The organism is Klebsiella sp. SWET4 (assembly GCF_024296565.1).
Taxonomy (GTDB): Bacteria; Pseudomonadota; Gammaproteobacteria; order Enterobacterales; family Enterobacteriaceae; genus Klebsiella; species Klebsiella variicola.
The window spans coordinates 289,313-305,886 of the sequence record NZ_JANCOB010000002.1 but is presented as its reverse complement, the minus strand read 5'-3'; the positions used below and the strand labels follow the sequence as shown (position 1 = coordinate 305,886).

Annotated in this window: 14 protein-coding genes; 3 read left to right on the top strand and 11 right to left on the bottom strand. The window is 56.2% G+C overall.

The features are described from left to right. Positions 1-21: 21 nt before the first annotated feature. The 7 genes from NKJ21_RS08295 to tkt form a co-directional block, all read right to left on the bottom strand. Positions 22-789 (bottom strand): oxidative stress defense protein, encoded by a 768-nt coding sequence (locus NKJ21_RS08295; RefSeq protein WP_012967233.1) that lies wholly within the window; start codon positions 787-789, stop codon positions 22-24. A gap of 89 nt (positions 790-878) precedes the next feature. Beyond that, on the bottom strand, positions 879-1,514 hold the full coding sequence (gene argO / locus NKJ21_RS08290; protein WP_008806450.1) for an arginine exporter ArgO: 636 nt from the start codon (positions 1,512-1,514) through the stop codon (positions 879-881). Positions 1,515-1,665: 151 nt separating this feature from the next. Beyond that, a complete protein-coding gene (locus NKJ21_RS08285) occupies positions 1,666-2,523 on the bottom strand; it encodes a small-conductance mechanosensitive channel MscS (RefSeq protein WP_012967232.1) in 858 nt (285 codons plus the stop codon). Positions 2,524-2,714: 191 nt separating this feature from the next. Then, a complete protein-coding gene (gene fbaA, locus NKJ21_RS08280; protein ID WP_008806452.1) occupies positions 2,715-3,794 on the bottom strand; it encodes a class II fructose-bisphosphate aldolase in 1,080 nt (359 codons plus the stop codon). 97 nt (positions 3,795-3,891) lie between these two features. Next, positions 3,892-5,055, bottom strand: a complete 1,164-nt coding sequence (gene pgk, locus NKJ21_RS08275; protein WP_008806453.1) for a phosphoglycerate kinase — start codon at positions 5,053-5,055, stop codon at positions 3,892-3,894. Positions 5,056-5,094: 39 nt separating this feature from the next. Then, entirely contained in the window at positions 5,095-6,123 is a 1,029-nt protein-coding gene (epd, locus tag NKJ21_RS08270) for an erythrose-4-phosphate dehydrogenase (RefSeq protein ID WP_004205289.1), read from the bottom strand. Between the two features lie 385 nt (positions 6,124-6,508). Further along, positions 6,509-8,500, bottom strand: a complete 1,992-nt coding sequence (tkt, locus tag NKJ21_RS08265; protein WP_254732830.1) for a transketolase — start codon at positions 8,498-8,500, stop codon at positions 6,509-6,511. A gap of 280 nt (positions 8,501-8,780) precedes the next feature. Between tkt and NKJ21_RS08260 the strand changes: the two genes are divergently transcribed. Next, the gene (locus tag NKJ21_RS08260) at positions 8,781-9,539 is read left to right on the top strand and encodes a M48 family metallopeptidase (protein WP_012540572.1); all 759 of its coding nucleotides are present in this window, start codon (positions 8,781-8,783) and stop codon (positions 9,537-9,539) included. A gap of 377 nt (positions 9,540-9,916) precedes the next feature. Continuing rightward, positions 9,917-11,185 (top strand): OprD family outer membrane porin, encoded by a 1,269-nt coding sequence (locus NKJ21_RS08255; protein ID WP_008806455.1) that lies wholly within the window; start codon positions 9,917-9,919, stop codon positions 11,183-11,185. Between the two features lie 131 nt (positions 11,186-11,316). Here the strand turns inward: NKJ21_RS08255 and speB are convergent, their stop codons facing one another. From speB to NKJ21_RS08235, 4 genes are all read right to left on the bottom strand, one after another. Then, complete coding sequence (speB, locus tag NKJ21_RS08250) at positions 11,317-12,237, bottom strand: agmatinase (RefSeq protein ID WP_002916572.1); 921 nt, start codon at positions 12,235-12,237, stop codon at positions 11,317-11,319. A 233-nt stretch (positions 12,238-12,470) separates the two neighbouring features. Next, the gene (gene speA, locus NKJ21_RS08245) at positions 12,471-14,447 is read right to left on the bottom strand and encodes a biosynthetic arginine decarboxylase (RefSeq protein ID WP_008806456.1); all 1,977 of its coding nucleotides are present in this window, start codon (positions 14,445-14,447) and stop codon (positions 12,471-12,473) included. Between the two features lie 8 nt (positions 14,448-14,455). Next, positions 14,456-14,587, bottom strand: a complete 132-nt coding sequence (gene yqgB / locus NKJ21_RS08240) for an acid stress response protein YqgB (RefSeq protein ID WP_002916578.1) — start codon at positions 14,585-14,587, stop codon at positions 14,456-14,458. Between the two features lie 287 nt (positions 14,588-14,874). After that, positions 14,875-15,150 carry a hypothetical protein gene (locus tag NKJ21_RS08235; protein WP_136047534.1) on the bottom strand — a complete coding sequence of 92 codons (276 nt, stop codon included), beginning with the start codon at positions 15,148-15,150 and terminating at the stop codon, positions 14,875-14,877. Positions 15,151-15,288: 138 nt separating this feature from the next. On the opposite strand from NKJ21_RS08235, the gene metK reads away from it, so the two are divergent. Next, on the top strand, positions 15,289-16,443 hold the full coding sequence (gene metK / locus NKJ21_RS08230) for a methionine adenosyltransferase (protein WP_008806457.1): 1,155 nt from the start codon (positions 15,289-15,291) through the stop codon (positions 16,441-16,443). The last annotated feature ends 131 nt before the right edge of the window (positions 16,444-16,574 follow it).

Below are 16,574 nucleotides of genomic sequence, written 5' to 3'. Positions count from 1 at the left end.
TGGCTTTTTTGTTTCTATCGCTTACTGCGCTGGTTTCGGCTCTTCCGCCGGTTTCGCCGGCGCGGCTGGCGCGGCGGCCTGAGCTGGCTGCAGCTCAAAGACCACGTCAACCTGGTCGTCAAACTGGATAGTCGCCTGCTCGTAGGTTTCCTGGGCTGAAACCGGCGCAGCGTCAGCGGCCTTCATCATACGCACCATCGGGCTCGGCTGATAGTTGGAGACGTGGTAGCGCACGCTGTAGACCGGCCCCAGCTTGCTGTGGAAGCCAGCCGCCAGCTCCTGTGCCTGATGCACCGCGTCATCGATCGCCGCTTTACGTGCCTTATCCTTGTAGGCATCCGGTTGCGCAACGCCCAGCGAAACGGAGCGGATTTCGTTCAGTCCCGCCTTCAGCGCGCCGTCCAGCAGGCCGTTAAGTTTATCCAGCTGGCGCAACGTCACTTCCACGGTGCGCACCGCCCGATAGCCTTTGAGAATGCTTTTCCCGTTCTGATAGTCATAATCAGGCTGGGTACGCAGATTCGCCGAGCTAATGTCTTTTTTCGCGATACCGCTCTTTTCAAGGAAAGAGAGATACTGCGCGACGCGATCGTCTGCCTGCTTTTTCGCCGATGCGGCATCTTTCGCCGCGACGTTCACTTCGATCGCCAGGGTGGCAATATCCGGAACCGCGGCAACGCTTGCTGTGCCTGAAGTCACAATGTGCGGACCGTCTGGCAATTCGTTTGCCTGTGCCGCCATTGTGCTAAATCCGAGTGCTGCCGCCAGGGCTAAGACTTTTAACTTCACTGTCGTTTCTCCATGTTACTTAAATCGCCCTTACGGGACGCATGCCAGCAAGCTTAGCGCGTACAGCAGGAAAGTCCATCGGACAACGCTTAGTTGAGCAACGCCAGGATATGGCCGACGCCCTCTTTTGCCAGCTGAAACGCAATAAACCACATGACGGCGCCGACCACAATATTGATGATCCGCTGGGCTTTGGCGGTACGCAGCCGCGGCGCCAGCCAGGCGGCTAACAGCGCCAGGCCAAAGAACCACAGGAAAGAGGCGCTAATGGTCCCCAGCGCAAACCAGCGCTTCGGCTCCACCGCCAGCTGCCCTCCCAGGCTGCCCAGCACCACAAAGGTATCCAGGTAAACATGCGGGTTCAGCCAGGTGACCGCCAGCATAGTTATAATGATTTTCCAGCGCCCCTGCTGCATCACCTCGGCGCTGGCGAGCTCAAGATTCTGACTGAACGCCGTTTTCAGTGCGCCGAAGCCATACCACAACAAAAAGGCCACGCCGCCCCAGGTCACTATCGCCAGCAGCCATGGGGATTGCATCAGCAGCGCGCTACCACCAAAAATACCGGCGCAGATCAACAGCAAGTCGCTGACCGCGCACAGCAGGGCAATCATCAGGTGATACTGACGACGGATCCCCTGATTCATCACAAAAGCATTTTGCGGGCCAAGCGGCAAAATCATTGCCGCTCCCAGGGCAAGGCCCTGAAAGTAATAGGTAAACATAAGGATTTTTCCGCTGTGTTCGAGAGTGGCGCTGACTATAACGCGAATGGATTATTAGCGGAAATTGAAAGTATTAATCATTAATAAGCTAAGCTAATAGCGAGCCATTAAAAAAGGCCGGCATGGCCGGCCTGACTCTGTCAGTGATGATTTACTCTGCTTTTTCCGGCAGTTGTACCACATGAACATCCATCTGCGGATACGGGAAACTGATGCCGTTAGCGTCGAAATCACGCTTAATACGCTCCAGCACGTCCCAGTAGACGTTTTGCAGATCGCTGCTTTTGCTCCACACGCGAACCACGAAGTTCACCGATGAGGCGCCAAGTTCGTTCAGGCGTACGGTCATTTCGCGATCGCGCAGAATACGATCGTCAGATTCGATAATCGAGGTCAGCAGCTGCTTCACCTTGTCGATATCGGCATCGTAGGATACGCCAATGATAAACTCATTGCGGCGCGCCGGTTCGCGGGAGAAGTTAATGATGTTGCCGGCGATGATTTTGCCATTCGGCACCACCACGATTTTGCCATCTGCGGTACGCAGGGTGGTGGAGAAAATCTGCACGTTCTGCACGGTGCCGGCGATACCGCCGAGATCGACATATTCACCCGCGCGGAACGGGCGGAACATCACCAGTAGTACGCCTGCGGCAAGGTTCGACAGCGATCCCTGCAGCGCTAAACCCACCGCCAAACCGGCGGCACCCAGCACAGCAATGACCGAGGCGGTCTGCACGCCTACCCGGCCCAGGGCGGCAATCAGGGTGAAGGCGATAACCGCGTAACGCACCAGCGCCGAGAGAAAATCAGCAACGGTGGCATCAATCTTACGCGCCAGCATCAGGCGGTTGACGGTGTTAGAGACGATGCGCGCCACGATCATCCCGATGACCAGGATAACGATCGCCGCCACGATGTTGACGGCATAGCTCAGCAGCAGCTCCTGGTTGCGTGCCAGCCACGTCCCGGCGTTGTTGATGCTATCGACAACGTTCAAATCTTCCATTTAACATTCCTTATGAATCCCCGAACGGGGAAGTAAATAACTCAGCCTGCAACAGGGCAGTCAGGTTATAGGGTAAACAATAAGTGCACGTTTTGCCAAATGGATCACAGTTTTCCTGCACGCTATCCTGTTGTTAAAGTAATAAAAAAGCCCGCATTGCTGCGGGCTTCAGGGTAAGAAACAGATTTTTCTTACAGAACGTCGATCGCGTTCAGCTCTTTAAATGCCTGCTCCAGACGGGTCACCATGGAAGTCTGTGCAGCACGCAGCCATACGCGCGGATCGTAGTATTTCTTGTTCGGCTGGTCTTCGCCTTTCGGGTTGCCCAGCTGGCCCTGCAGGTAAGCTTCGTTAGTTTTGTAGTACTGCAGGATACCGTCCCAGGTCGCCCATTGGGTGTCGGTATCGATGTTCATTTTCACTACGCCGTAGCTGACGGAGTCTTTGATTTCCTGAGCGGAAGAACCGGAACCGCCGTGGAAGACGAAGTTCAGGCTGTTGTGCGGCAGGTTGTGTTTCTTGGAAACATATTCCTGAGAGTCGCGCAGGATGGTCGGAGTCAGAACCACGTTACCCGGTTTGTACACGCCGTGTACGTTACCGAAGGAAGCGGCAATGGTGAAGCGCGGGCTGATTTTGCTCAGCTCGGTGTAGGCGTAATCCACATCTTCCGGCTGAGTGTACAGGGCGGAAGCGTCCATGTGGCTGTTGTCCACGCCGTCTTCTTCACCACCGGTGCAACCCAGTTCGATTTCCAGGGTCATGTCCATTTTGGCCATGCGCGCCAGGTATTTAGAGCAGATTTCGATGTTTTCGTGCAGGGACTCTTCAGACAGGTCGATCATGTGAGAAGAGAACAGCGGTTTACCGGTAGCGGCGAAGTGTTTTTCACCGGCGTCCAGCAGACCGTCGATCCACGGCAGCAGTTTCTTCGCGCAGTGGTCAGTGTGCAGGATAACCGGCACGCCGTAGTGCTCAGCCATCTGGTGCACGTGGTGCGCGCCAGAGATAGCGCCGAGGATAGCAGCACCCTGAGGAACGTCAGTTTTCACGCCTTTACCTGCGATGAACGCGGCGCCGCCGTTAGAGAACTGAACGATAACCGGAGAGCGAACTTTCGCAGCAGCTTCCAGAACGGCGTTGATGGAGTCAGTACCTACGCAGTTTACCGCCGGCAGTGCAAAGTTGTTTTCTTTCGCTACCTGGAACACTTTCTGAACGTCGTCGCCAGTGATGACGCCCGGTTTTACGAAATCAAAAATTTTAGACATGTTACTTAGTCCTGTATCTGTATCTTCGACCGTTGAAGAAGGTTCGCGAGCCCTTAAGCGCGCTGAAAAACAGGCGGGTTTCCCCGCCTGAACTGAATTACTGCTTAGCGCGCTCTTCGAGCATCGCTACTGCCGGCAGGACTTTGCCTTCGACGAATTCAAGGAATGCGCCGCCGCCAGTGGAGATGTAGGAGATTTTGTCAGCGATGCCGAACAGGTCGATCGCTGCCAGGGTGTCACCGCCGCCGGCGATGGAGAAACCTTCGCTGTCCGCGATAGCGTTAGCCACGATTTCAGTCCCTTTACGGAAGTTCGGGAATTCGAATACGCCAACCGGGCCGTTCCACAGGATGGTTTTGGCGTTTTTCAGGATGTCGGCCAGTTTCTGTGCGGAAACGTCGCCAAGGTCCAGAATCTGCTCGTCATCTTTGATGTCGTTAACAGATTTCAGGGTTGCCGTTGCGGTTTCGGAGAACTCGGTCGCCACGCGAACGTCAGTCGGAACCGGGATATCACAGGTGCTCAGCAGGCGCTTAGCTTCATCAACCAGGTCTGCTTCGTACAGGGATTTACCGACGTTGTGGCCCTGGGCAGCAACGAAGGTGTTGGCGATACCGCCGCCGACGATCAGCTGGTCAGCGATTTTAGACAGGGAATCCAGCACGGTCAGTTTGGTGGACACTTTAGAACCACCCACGATAGCGACCATCGGACGAGCCGGCTCTTTCAGCGCTTTACCCAGCGCGTCCAGTTCAGCGGCCAGCAGCGGGCCTGCGCACGCCACGTCAGCAAATTTGCCGATGCCGTGGGTGGAAGCCTGCGCGCGGTGCGCAGTACCGAAAGCATCCATCACGAACACGTCGCACAGCGCGGCGTATTTTTTGGACAGCGCTTCGTCGTCTTTTTTCTCGCCTTTGTTGAAGCGAACGTTTTCCAGAACCACCAGCTCACCGGCAGCCACTTCCACGCCATCCAGGTAGTCTTTAACCAGACGTACCGGGTTGGACAGTTTGTCTTTCAGGTAATTAACAACCGGCAGCAGAGAGAATTCTTCGTTGTACTCGCCTTCGGTCGGACGACCCAGGTGAGAAGTAACCATGACTTTCGCGCCCTGCTTCAGCGCCAGTTCAATGGTCGGCAGAGATGCACGGATACGTGCGTCGCTGGTTACTTTCCCGTCTTTAACTGGTACGTTCAGATCCGCACGGATAAAAACGCGTTTACCAGCCAGATCCAGATCGGTCATCTTAATTACAGACATGGTGAATCCTCTCGTTGATTCATAAAGTTTTGTCGACGTTTATGCGTCGAACCTGAAACCAATAGCCGCCATCGCTAACGTCGTGTCGAGCATTCGGTTAGCAAAGCCCCATTCGTTATCGCACCAGACCAGCGTTTTGATCAGATGCGCGCCACTGACCCGGGTTTGCGTGCCATCAACAATAGCACTGTGCGGATCGTGGTTAAAATCTGTCGAGACCAACGGTAATTCCGTATAGTCAACTATACCATGAAATGCACCTTGTGCTGCTTTTTGCAGCAACTGGTTGACTTCACATGCTTTTACCGGTTTTTTCACCGTCACGCTCAGGTCAATTGCCGTCACGTTTATCGTCGGCACCCGCACGGCAATCGCTTCAAAACGGTCATTAAACTGCGGGAAAATACGGGTGATCCCTGCCGCCAGTTTGGTATCCACCGGAATAATCGACTGGCTGGCCGCGCGGGTACGCCGCAGATCCGGATGGTAGGCGTCAATCACCTGCTGGTCATGCATCGCCGAATGAATGGTGGTGACGGTGCCGGACTCAATGCCATAGGCATCATCTAACAGTTTAATGATCGGAATAATGCAGTTGGTGGTGCAGGAGGCGTTGGAGACAATGCGGTGCTCGGCGCGGAGCTCATCCTGATTGACGCCATAGACCACCGTCGCGTCGAGATCGTTGCCGCCAGGATGGGAGAAGAGCACTTTCTTCGCGCCAGCCTGCAGATGGGCTTCGCCGTGTTCACGACTCCCGTATACGCCGGTGCAGTCGAGCACCACGTCTACCGCCAGCTCGCGCCACGGCAGCGCCGCAATGGTCGGCTCGTGTAGCAGGCGGATGGCATCATCGCCAACAAACAGCTGTTCGCGCTCCTGACGGACATCCCACGCGAAGCGGCCATGGCTGGTATCATATTTCAACAAATGCGCGATCCCTGCCGCATCCGCCAGCTCATTGATTGCCACCACGGTGATTTCCGCACGACGCCCGGACTCATATAGCGCACGAACCACGTTGCGTCCAATACGACCGAAGCCATTAATCGCGATGCGAATGGTCATAGATCTCCTGCAAGGCTGACCCTTTTTTGAGGTGGCTGACAGAGTAATCCAGCAACGCTCTGAGGGGAACCTTACCAGCTGCAAACTGCGACTGATTGATTAATTGTCGAACATTTAAACGACTGAAACGCTTCAGCTAGAATAAGCGAAACAAGGAATAAAAGGAATGTTTGTCCAGCGCAATAAACCAGCTATATGACTTGCGTCACATTTCCTTTGGAATAATTCACAGGGTGGTTACATGTTCGAAGAATAGTGCATACAAAAAAGCCGGGTGGCGAGGTAACAGCAAAACGGTAACCCAGGGGTTACCGTTTTTGGTGTTTGCACCCTCTCCTGTGGGAGAGGGCTGGGGTGAGGGCATCAGCCCGCACCGTACCAGCCATTACAGCAGCGCTTTCGCTTTAGCGACCACGTTGTCGACGGTGAAGCCGAACTCTTCGAACAGCTGCTCAGCCGGCGCAGACTCACCGAAGGTGGTCATGCCAACGATAGCGCCGTTCAGGCCAACGTATTTGAACCAGTAGTCCGCGATACCGGCTTCTACCGCGACGCGGGCAGAAACGGCTTTCGGCAGTACGGATTCACGATAAGCGGCATCCTGCTTGTCGAACGCGTCGGTGGACGGCATGGAGACCACGCGCGCCTTCACGCCTTCGGCAGTCAGTTTGTCCCACGCGGCCACTGCCAGCTCCACTTCGGAACCGGTGGCGATGAAGATCAGCTCCGGCTGGCCGGCACAATCTTTCAGCACGTAACCGCCGCGAGCGACGTTTGCCAGCTGCTCTGCGGTACGCTCCTGCTGCGCCAGGTTCTGACGGGAGAGGATCAGCGCGGTCGGGCCGTCCTGACGCTCTACGCCATATTTCCACGCAATCGCGGATTCAACCTGGTCACACGGACGCCAGGTGGACATGTTCGGCGTCACGCGCAGGGAAGCCACCTGCTCTACCGGCTGGTGAGTCGGGCCGTCTTCACCCAGACCGATGGAGTCGTGGGTGTAGACCATCACCTGACGCTGTTTCATCAGCGCGGCCATACGTACCGCATTACGCGCGTATTCCACGAACATCAGGAAGGTGGAGGTGTACGGCAGGAAACCGCCGTGCAGCGCGATACCGTTGGCGATAGCGGTCATACCGAATTCACGCACGCCGTAATGAATGTAGTTACCCGCGATGTCTTCGTTGATCGGCTTAGAACCAGACCACAGGGTCAGGTTAGATGGCGCCAGGTCAGCGGAGCCGCCGAGGAATTCCGGCAGCAGCGGGCCGAAGGCTTCGATAGCATTCTGCGACGCTTTACGGCTGGCGATTTTCGCCGGGTTAGCCTGCAGCTTCGCGATGAACTCGTTAGCTTTGGCGTCGAAGTCAGACGGCATCTCACCTTTCATACGACGGGTGAATTCGGCCGCTTCCTGCGGGAAGGCTTTGGCATAGGCAGCAAACTTCTCATTCCACGCCGCTTCTTTCGCCTGGCCGGCTTCTTTGGCATCCCACTGGGCATAGATGTCAGACGGGATGTCAAACGGCGCGTGTTTCCAGCCCAGCGCTTCGCGGGTCAGGGCGATTTCGGCGTCGCCCAGCGGTGCGCCGTGGGAGTCGTGGGTACCGGCTTTGTTCGGCGAACCGAAACCAATGATGGTTTTGCACATCAGCAGGGACGGTTTGTCGGTAACTGCACGCGCTTCTTCTACTGCGCGTTTGATGGCGTCAGCGTCGTGACCGTCAACGCCGCGTACCACGTGCCAGCCGTAGGCTTCAAAGCGTTTCGCGGTATCGTCGGTGAACCAGCCTTCAACGTGGCCGTCGATGGAGATGCCGTTGTCATCATAGAAGGCCACCAGTTTGCCCAGTTTCAGAGTACCGGCCAGGGAGCACACTTCATGAGAAATGCCTTCCATCATGCAGCCGTCGCCCATGAAGGCGTAGGTGTAGTGATCGACGATATCGTGGCCCGGACGGTTGAACTGCGCCGCCAGAGTTTTCTCGGCAATAGCCATCCCGACCGCGTTAGCGATACCCTGGCCCAGCGGACCGGTGGTGGTTTCCACGCCCGCGGTGTAGCCGACTTCCGGGTGACCCGGGGTTTTGGAGTGCAGCTGGCGGAAGTTTTTCAGCTCTTCAATCGGCAGATCGTAGCCAGTGAGGTGCAGCAGGCTGTAAATCAGCATCGAACCATGGCCATTTGACAACACAAAACGGTCACGGTCAGCCCAGGCCGGATTGTTCGGGTTATGGTTCAGGAAATCACGCCACAGCACTTCGGCAATGTCAGCCATACCCATCGGGGCCCCCGGGTGGCCGGATTTGGCTTTCTGTACAGCGTCCATGCTCAGCGCACGAATAGCGTTAGCAAGCTCTTTACGTGAGGACATTTTGACTCCAGTTCGGACTGTTGAAGGCCATGCCCTTAACGACTTGACGAGAGCGCGTTTTGGGCTACGCCGGAAAAAAGTGTGAACAATGTAACCCAAGCGACAAGTCATGTACATGGAGCATCCTTTTGCCCTTTAAGAAATCTCTGGAACAGGTTGTGCTACCCCGGAATCCGCTCGCCCGCATCCTGCGATACTCTTTATAATTTACGCAGAATACGGTTCCCTGCCGTCGCCGTATTGTCGGATAAACAACCATAAGATTGTGGAAGATAAAAAAATGAAAATTCGCTCAACCGTACTTGCTCTTGGGATCGCAGCAACCCTCACCGGATGTCAGAACATGGACTCCAATGGTCTGCTCAGCTCAGGCGCCGAAGCCTTCCAGGCGTACTCCCTCAGCGACGCGCAGGTGAAAACCTTAAGCGACCAGGCCTGTAAAGAGATGGACGCCAAAGCGAAAATCGCCCCGGCCAGCAGTGAATACAGCCAGCGTTTGAGCAAAATCGCGACCGCGCTGGGCGATAACATCAATGGCCAACCAGTGAACTACAAGGTCTATGAGACCAAGGATGTGAACGCCTTCGCGATGGCGAACGGCTGCATCCGCGTTTACAGCGGGCTGATGGACCTGATGAACGATAATGAAGTTGAAGCGGTTATCGGCCACGAAATGGGTCACGTTGCGCTGGGCCACGTGAAGAAAGGCATGCAGGTCGCGCTGGGGACCAACGCCGTGCGTGCGGCGGCGGCCTCCGCCGGCGGCATCGTCGGCAGCCTGTCGCAGTCGCAGCTGGGCGATTTAGGCGAAAAACTGGTGAACTCGCAGTTCTCCCAGCGTCAGGAATCGGAAGCGGATGACTACTCTTATGACCTGTTGCGTAAGCGCGGCATCAATCCGTCGGGACTGGCCACCAGCTTCGAAAAACTGGCCAAGCTGGAAGCCGGTCGTCAGAGCTCTATGTTTGACGATCACCCGGCCTCCGAAGCTCGCGCCCAGCATATTCGCGATCGCATGAAAGCCGACGGGATTAAATAATCGACAGCGGGAGGCATTATCGCCTCCCTTTTTTATATCCCTGTAAAAATATTTAGCCGCATGAATTGATAACTTAAGCGCACAAACCGTTAATTATTGCTGCACCTCGTCACAGCCAATTATTTTAAGCGCTGTCACTCAGCAAGATATTATTTGGCAAATAAAAAACAGCGTACACAATCCGCCTTTAAGAACCGCGTTCCTCCAGATAATAAATAGTCCACCCCTCTTCGCCAAACGCAGCCGGCGTGCGCCACACAGCTTGTTTCCTGGCGATACCATTGCTCACACAATGATTGCTTTCGACATTATTTCAGGAGAATATCGCGACTGCAGTGATTCCCTTGAATATATCGACAGACAGAGAAGTGCCTTCAGTGAAAAAAGAATTATCGTTAATCGCACTTGGCATTATTGCCGCCACGCCGACTTTCGCCAGCCAACAATCCGCCAGTCAGGGCTTTATTGACGACAGCCATCTGGATCTCTTTTTGCGTAACGCTTATATCAAACGTGATTATCGCGATGGGTTGCCGGATAAAGCCGAATGGGGCCAGGGGATTATCGCCACCTTCGAATCGGGCTTTACCCAGGGACCGGTCGGCTTTGGCGTGGACGGTATCGCCCAGTATGCGGTGCGCCTTGACGGCGGTCGCGGGCGCAGCGGCGCGGGCGGGATCGACTTTTTCGCCCAGGATGACGACGGCCGCGCGAAATCCGACCTCGCCAAATTCGGCGCTACCGGCAAAATGCGCTTTTCGAATACCGTGCTCAGCTACGGCAGCCAGCGGCCGATGCTGCCCATCGTCTACGCTGACGATTCACGCCTGCTGTACGAGAGCTATACCGGCACCATGCTCACCTCGCGCGAAATCGACGGCCTGGAAATTAACGCCGGTTATCTCACCGACCAGCAGCGCAAAAGCGACGACAGCCATAACAGCGGCCTGAAAAGCCTGACCTTCGGCGGGGCAAGCTACCGGTTCAACGACCAGCTCAGCGGCGCGCTGTACGCGTCACACGTCGAAGATGTGCTGAACAAACAGTATCTTGGCCTGAACTATAAGCAGCCGTTCGCCGCCAACCAACAGCTGGTTCTCGATTTCAACGGCTATAACTCACGCCTGGATCAAGAATATGCCGATGCCAATGACACCGGTCGCAGCAATAGCATCTGGAGCCTGGCCGCCAGCTACATCTGGGATATTCATACCTTTAAAGTCGCTTATCAGCAAAGCAGCGGCAGCACCGGATACCACTACGGCGGCTACCAGAACCAGGGCGGCGTCGGCGATGGCGGGAACACCATCTGGCTGGCCAACTCCTACTGGTCTGATTTTAACGGTGAAGATGAACGCTCCTGGCAGGCATCGTACGGACTGGATTTTGCCGGGCTGGGATTACCGGGGCTGACCTGGACCACCGCCTACGTGCGCGGTGATAACATTAAAACTTCAGAGACCAGCAACGGCAAAGAACACGAATGGTTCAACCAGGTTCAATACCAGGTGCAAAACGGCGTGGCGAAAGATTTGAAATTCAGACTACGCTATTCGGTGCTGCGCGTGTCCAGCAACGCCAGCGACTATAACGTCAGCGGGAATGAAGTCCGGTTCTACGTCGAATATCCGTTTAACGTGTTTTGACGCGATAATGACCCCTCTCCTGCGCGCCGGCCCTCTCCCGGCGCGCAGGAGCACTCGCCCGGCGCCTTGATAACCCCTCTGTGCCGCGCGCAACCCTCTCCCGGGAAGGGAGAGGGTCGGGGTTACCCGGCTTATTCGCCCTTCTTCGCCGCCTGGATGTAGAGCATTTCCAGAGCGAGAGTCGCCGCCGCCAGAGCGGTAATTTCGGACTGATCGTAGGCCGGAGCGACTTCCACTACGTCCATCCCCACGATGTTCAGATCCTTCAGGCCACGCACCAGTTTGATCGCCCGGTCTGAGGTCAATCCGCCGATAACCGGGGTCCCGGTGCCTGGCGCAAACGCCGGATCCAGACAGTCGATATCAAAGGTCAGGTACACCGGCATGTCGCCGACGATCTGCTTCACCTGGGCAATGACGTCATCAACGCTGCGGTCGTTAACCTGGCCGGCGTCCAGCACCGTAAAGCCATTATCTTTGTCGAACTCGGTACGGATACCAATCTGCACGGAGTGGTTCGGATCGATAAGCCCTTCGTTCGGCGCGGTGTAGAACATGGTGCCGTGGTCGAACTCGCAGCCGTTGGCGTAAGTGTCGGTGTGGGCATCAAAGTGCACCAGCGCCATTTTACCGAAATGCTTAGCGTGGGCGCGCAGCAGCGGCAGGGTAACAAAGTGGTCACCGCCGAAGGAGAGCATGCGCTTGCCTGCCGCCAGCAGTTTCTCGGCGTGGGCCTGCAGCTTCTCGCTCATTTCGCGCGCGTCGCCGAAGGCGTACACCAGATCGCCGCAGTCCACCACGTTCAGGCGTTCGCGCATGTCAAAGTTCCACGGGAAACGGTTGTGCTCCCAGGCGAGGTTAGTGGAAACCTGACGGATAGCCGCCGGGCCATGACGGCCACCCGCGCGCCCGGAGGTCGCCATATCGAACGGCACGCCGGTGATGACCCAGTCCGCATCGCTTTCATACGGCATGAAGTTCATTGGCAAACGCAGAAAGCCAAAGGCATTGGATACCAGGGAGTTATCGTATTGATGACCTAAAGTGCTCATGGATATGACCTCTTTTCGCAGTCGTGGAACGTAAAAAATAAGTATAAAAAAACCCCTCCGCGTCGTTAGGCCCGACGAGGAAGGGTTTGATAGATAAATCGCTTATTGGCGTGAATTATCGCCGGTAATGCATACGGGTTCAAGTAAGTATCGCATTCCGCCGGATGACGGCTTCGCCTTATCCGGCCTACCTTCGCAGGCCCGGTAAGCGCTAAGCCACCGGGCATCAATGGTTACTCGTCTTCCAGATAAGTATAGCCGTACAGTCCCGCCTCAAACTCTTCGAGGAACTGCTGCTGCAGCGCGTCGTCCAGGCCGGTATTTTTCACCTGATCGCGGAACTGGGTCAGCAGCGTGTTCGGATCCAGCTGCACATACTGCAGCATATCCGCCACGGTATCGCCCTCGTCGGACAGCTCAACCTCAACGCTGCCGTCAGGGAAGACGAACACGTCCACCGCCTCGGTATCGCCAAACAGGTTATGCATGTTGCCAAGGATCTCCTGATAGGCGCCGACCATAAAGAAGCCCAGCATCGGCGGGTTCTCCGGGTCGTACTCCGGCATCGGCATGGTGGTGGCGATCCCGTCGCCGTCCACGTAGTGATCGATGGCGCCATCGGAGTCGCAGGTGATGTCCAGCAGCACCGCGCGGCGCTCCGGCGACTTGTTCAGCCCTTCCAGCGGCATCACCGGGAACAGCTGATCGATCCCCCAGGCATCCGGCATCGACTGGAACAGCGAGAAGTTGACGTAGATTTTATCCGCCATCCGCTCCTGCAGCTCATCGATGATGGGACGATGCGCGCGGTTGCTCGGGTCGAGCTGCTTCTGCACTTCATGACACATGTTCAGATACAGCTGCTCGGCCCAGGCGCGCTCCTGCAGGTTGAAGGTGCCAGAGGAGTAGCCGATATGGATATCGTGCAGGTCCATCTGGCTGTCGTGCAGCCATTCGCGCAGCGAGCGGCGGTTGCCGGTCTCGTGCATCTCCAGCCAGGTTTCCCACATGCTCTGTAGCGGACGCGCGGCGTCTTCCGCCGGCGGGGTCGCCTCAGTGTATTCGTTACGCTCCACGCCGATGATGTTGGAAACCAGCACGGTATGGTGCGCGGTCACCGCGCGGCCGGATTCGGTGATCACCGTCGGGTGCGGCAGGCCGTTCTCTTCGCAGGCATCGCCGATCGCCCAGATGATGTTGTTGGCGTATTCGTTCAGACCGTAGTTCACCGAGCAGTCAGACTGCGAGCGGGTCCCTTCATAGTCCACGCCCAGACCGCCGCCGACGTCAAAGCACTGAATGTTGACGCCCAGCTTATGCAGTTCGACGTAGAAACGCGCGGATTCACGCACGCCGGTGGCGATATCGCGAATATTGGCCATCTGCGAACCGAGGTGGAAGTGCAGCAGTTGCAGGCTCTCAAGGTGCCCTGCGGCACGCAGGATCTCGACCAGCTGTAGTACCTGGGTCGCCGCGAGGCCAAACTTGGACTTCTCTCCGCCGGAGGATTGCCATTTGCCGGAGCCCTGCGAGGCCAGACGCGCACGCACGCCAAGGCGCGGCACCACGTTCAGGCGCTCGGCCTCTTCCAGCACGATGGCGATCTCGGACATCTTCTCGATGACCAGATAGACCTTGTGGCCCATCTTCTCGCCCACCAGCGCCAGGCGGATATATTCGCGGTCTTTATAGCCGTTACAGACGATGACGCTGCGGGTCATCCCGGCGTGCGCCAGCACGGCCATCAGTTCGGCTTTCGAACCGGCTTCCAGTCCCAGCGGCTCGCCGGAATGGATCAGCGATTCAATCACGCGACGGTGCTGGTTAACCTTAATCGGGTAGACAAGGAAGTAATCGCCATTATAACCGTACGATTCACGCGCGCGTTTGAAGGCGGCGTTGATCGAGCGCAAGCGGTGCTGCAGGATCTGCGGGAAGCAGAACAGCGCCGGCAAACGTTGCCCTTGCGCCTCGCGGGCTTTGACTAATTCCGCGAGGTCCACGCGCGCTTCCGGGACGTCCGGATCCGGGCAAACGCTGATGTGGCCCAGTTCGTTGACGTCATAATAGTTATTGCCCCACCAGGCAATATTATAAGTACGCAGCATCTTGCTGGCTTCCTGGGAGCTCATCGCTACCTCCTGCATGGAACGTAGTACACCGTGTTCGCCTGCTGACGAAGGCGAAACCATAGACATGTCGTCAGACATAGCGAACCTCAATTTTTAATAATAAGTGTAAGACAGTTAACTACTATCGCAGTCCAAAGATGCGATAACAACCCATGAACAGTCCTAAAGCCCAGCACTATCTGCTGGTTTTGCGACTGCGCGACCGGTTTCTTATTCATATCATCGTATAACACGTAGCCGAACAGAGTATGACAGTCCGGAGAAACCACGAGAAAACTCTTGCCTGGCAAGAGCGCCCTTGTTCAGTTTTCTAACGACCGACCGGCCCTGGAATCCTGAGAAGCGCCGAGATGGGGTGAACATCGGCTGGTTTGCATGAGAGAGATGCAGGTTGCGGAGTGCTGACGCGCGACAGAACGACGCGACGAATCAAGCGAAAAACATTGGTTCATTATCTGGTATCACCTCCACACCGCCCTGCGACAGGGTCGGCGACAAGCCAAAGCTATACATACCGGGCAACAGGCGCTACGCCGCTGCGAGATTCTGTAAATACAGACTGCTTAACCCGGCTGGAAGTGGCACCACAGGGCGATGCCCCGTGCGCTTTTTTAATGAGCCGCGCGCGGCGTTTTATACCGAGAAGCAGGGTAAAAAGCAAAATAAAAATGTGTGCGTTTGCGCGGTTGTCAGGAAAATTTGCCAGGCGGGTTTTCCCATAAATGCGACCGCCATCAAAAAAGGCTGGAAATGGGCTCAAGAATTGACCTAAAATAGCCATCCAGAAGTTAATCCGTCTATACTGATTAACACTCAGACTGCTCGTGTCGCTACCTGCGCGGCTTTGCGCTGATTATCCACCAAAGCCACATTACACAACAGTATGAGCTATCCGAATCGTCCACAGGTGAAATAAAATATGGCAAAACACCTTTTTACGTCTGAGTCCGTATCAGAAGGGCATCCTGACAAAATTGCTGACCAAATCTCTGATGCCGTGCTGGATGCGATCCTCGAGCAGGATCCGAAAGCGCGTGTCGCATGTGAAACCTATGTCAAAACCGGCATGGTGCTGGTAGGCGGCGAAATCACCACCAGCGCATGGGTTGATATCGAAGAGATCACCCGCAACACCGTCCGCGAAATTGGCTACGTGCATTCCGATATGGGCTTTGACGCCAACTCGTGTGCCGTTCTGAGCGCCATTGGTAAACAGTCTCCGGACATCAACCAGGGCGTCGACCGTGCCGACCCGCTGGAACAGGGCGCAGGCGACCAGGGTTTGATGTTTGGCTATGCGACCAACGAAACCGACGTGCTGATGCCGGCGCCGGTGACCTATGCTCACCGTCTGGTGCAGCGCCAGGCTGAAGTGCGTAAAAACGGCACCCTGCCGTGGCTGCGTCCGGATGCGAAAAGCCAGGTGACCTTCCAGTATGACGACGGCAAAATCGTCGGCATCGATGCGGTGGTTCTGTCCACGCAGCACGCGGAAGACATCGACCAGAAATCCCTGCAGGAAGCGGTGATGGAAGAGATCATCAAGCCGACCCTGCCGACCGAATGGCTGAACGCTTCGACCAAATTCTTCATCAACCCGACCGGACGTTTCGTTATCGGCGGCCCGATGGGCGACTGCGGTCTGACCGGTCGTAAGATCATCGTTGATACCTACGGCGGCATGGCTCGTCACGGCGGCGGCGCGTTCTCCGGTAAAGATCCGTCTAAAGTTGACCGTTCCGCAGCCTACGCGGCACGCTATGTGGCGAAAAACATCGTTGCCGCGGGCCTGGCCGATCGTTGTGAAATTCAGGTCTCCTACGCTATCGGCGTCGCTGAACCGACGTCGATCATGGTGGAAACCTTCGGCACCGAGAAAGTGCCTTCTGAACAGCTGACCCTGCTGGTGCGCGAGTTCTTCGACCTGCGTCCGTACGGCCTGATTCAGATGCTGGACCTGCTGCACCCGATCTACAAAGAAACCGCGGCTTACGGTCACTTTGGTCGCGAGCATTTCCCATGGGAAAAAACCGACAAAGCGGCTCTGCTGCGCGAAGCGGCCGGTCTGAAATAACCCCTGCTTCCTCTCTTCAAGGCCAGCCTCGCGCTGGCCTTTTTGTTTCCGTCTCCCTCCCCCCTGCGCTTCGCTTCAGCGGAACGCGGTAACGCGATGAAAGCGATTACATTATGATGACTGCCCCTTTG

Coding starts and splice junctions, on each gene's coding strand:
- speA (WP_008806456.1), bottom strand. CDS start 14,447: ATGTCTGACGACATGTCTATGGTTTCGCCTTCGTCAGCAGGCGAACAC.
- metK (WP_008806457.1), top strand. CDS start 15,289: ATGGCAAAACACCTTTTTACGTCTGAGTCCGTATCAGAAGGGCATCCT.
- fbaA (WP_008806452.1), bottom strand. CDS start 3,794: ATGTCTAAAATTTTTGATTTCGTAAAACCGGGCGTCATCACTGGCGAC.
- NKJ21_RS08285 (WP_012967232.1), bottom strand. CDS start 2,523: ATGGAAGATTTGAACGTTGTCGATAGCATCAACAACGCCGGGACGTGG.
- yqgB (WP_002916578.1), bottom strand. CDS start 14,587: ATGAATAAGAAACCGGTCGCGCAGTCGCAAAACCAGCAGATAGTGCTG.
- pgk (WP_008806453.1), bottom strand. CDS start 5,055: ATGTCTGTAATTAAGATGACCGATCTGGATCTGGCTGGTAAACGCGTT.
- epd (WP_004205289.1), bottom strand. CDS start 6,123: ATGACCATTCGCATCGCGATTAATGGCTTCGGTCGTATTGGACGCAAC.
- speB (WP_002916572.1), bottom strand. CDS start 12,237: ATGAGCACTTTAGGTCATCAATACGATAACTCCCTGGTATCCAATGCC.
- NKJ21_RS08235 (WP_136047534.1), bottom strand. CDS start 15,150: ATGGCTATTTTAGGTCAATTCTTGAGCCCATTTCCAGCCTTTTTTGAT.
- argO (WP_008806450.1), bottom strand. CDS start 1,514: ATGTTTACCTATTACTTTCAGGGCCTTGCCCTGGGAGCGGCAATGATT.
- tkt (WP_254732830.1), bottom strand. CDS start 8,500: ATGTCCTCACGTAAAGAGCTTGCTAACGCTATTCGTGCGCTGAGCATG.
- NKJ21_RS08260 (WP_012540572.1), top strand. CDS start 8,781: ATGAAAATTCGCTCAACCGTACTTGCTCTTGGGATCGCAGCAACCCTC.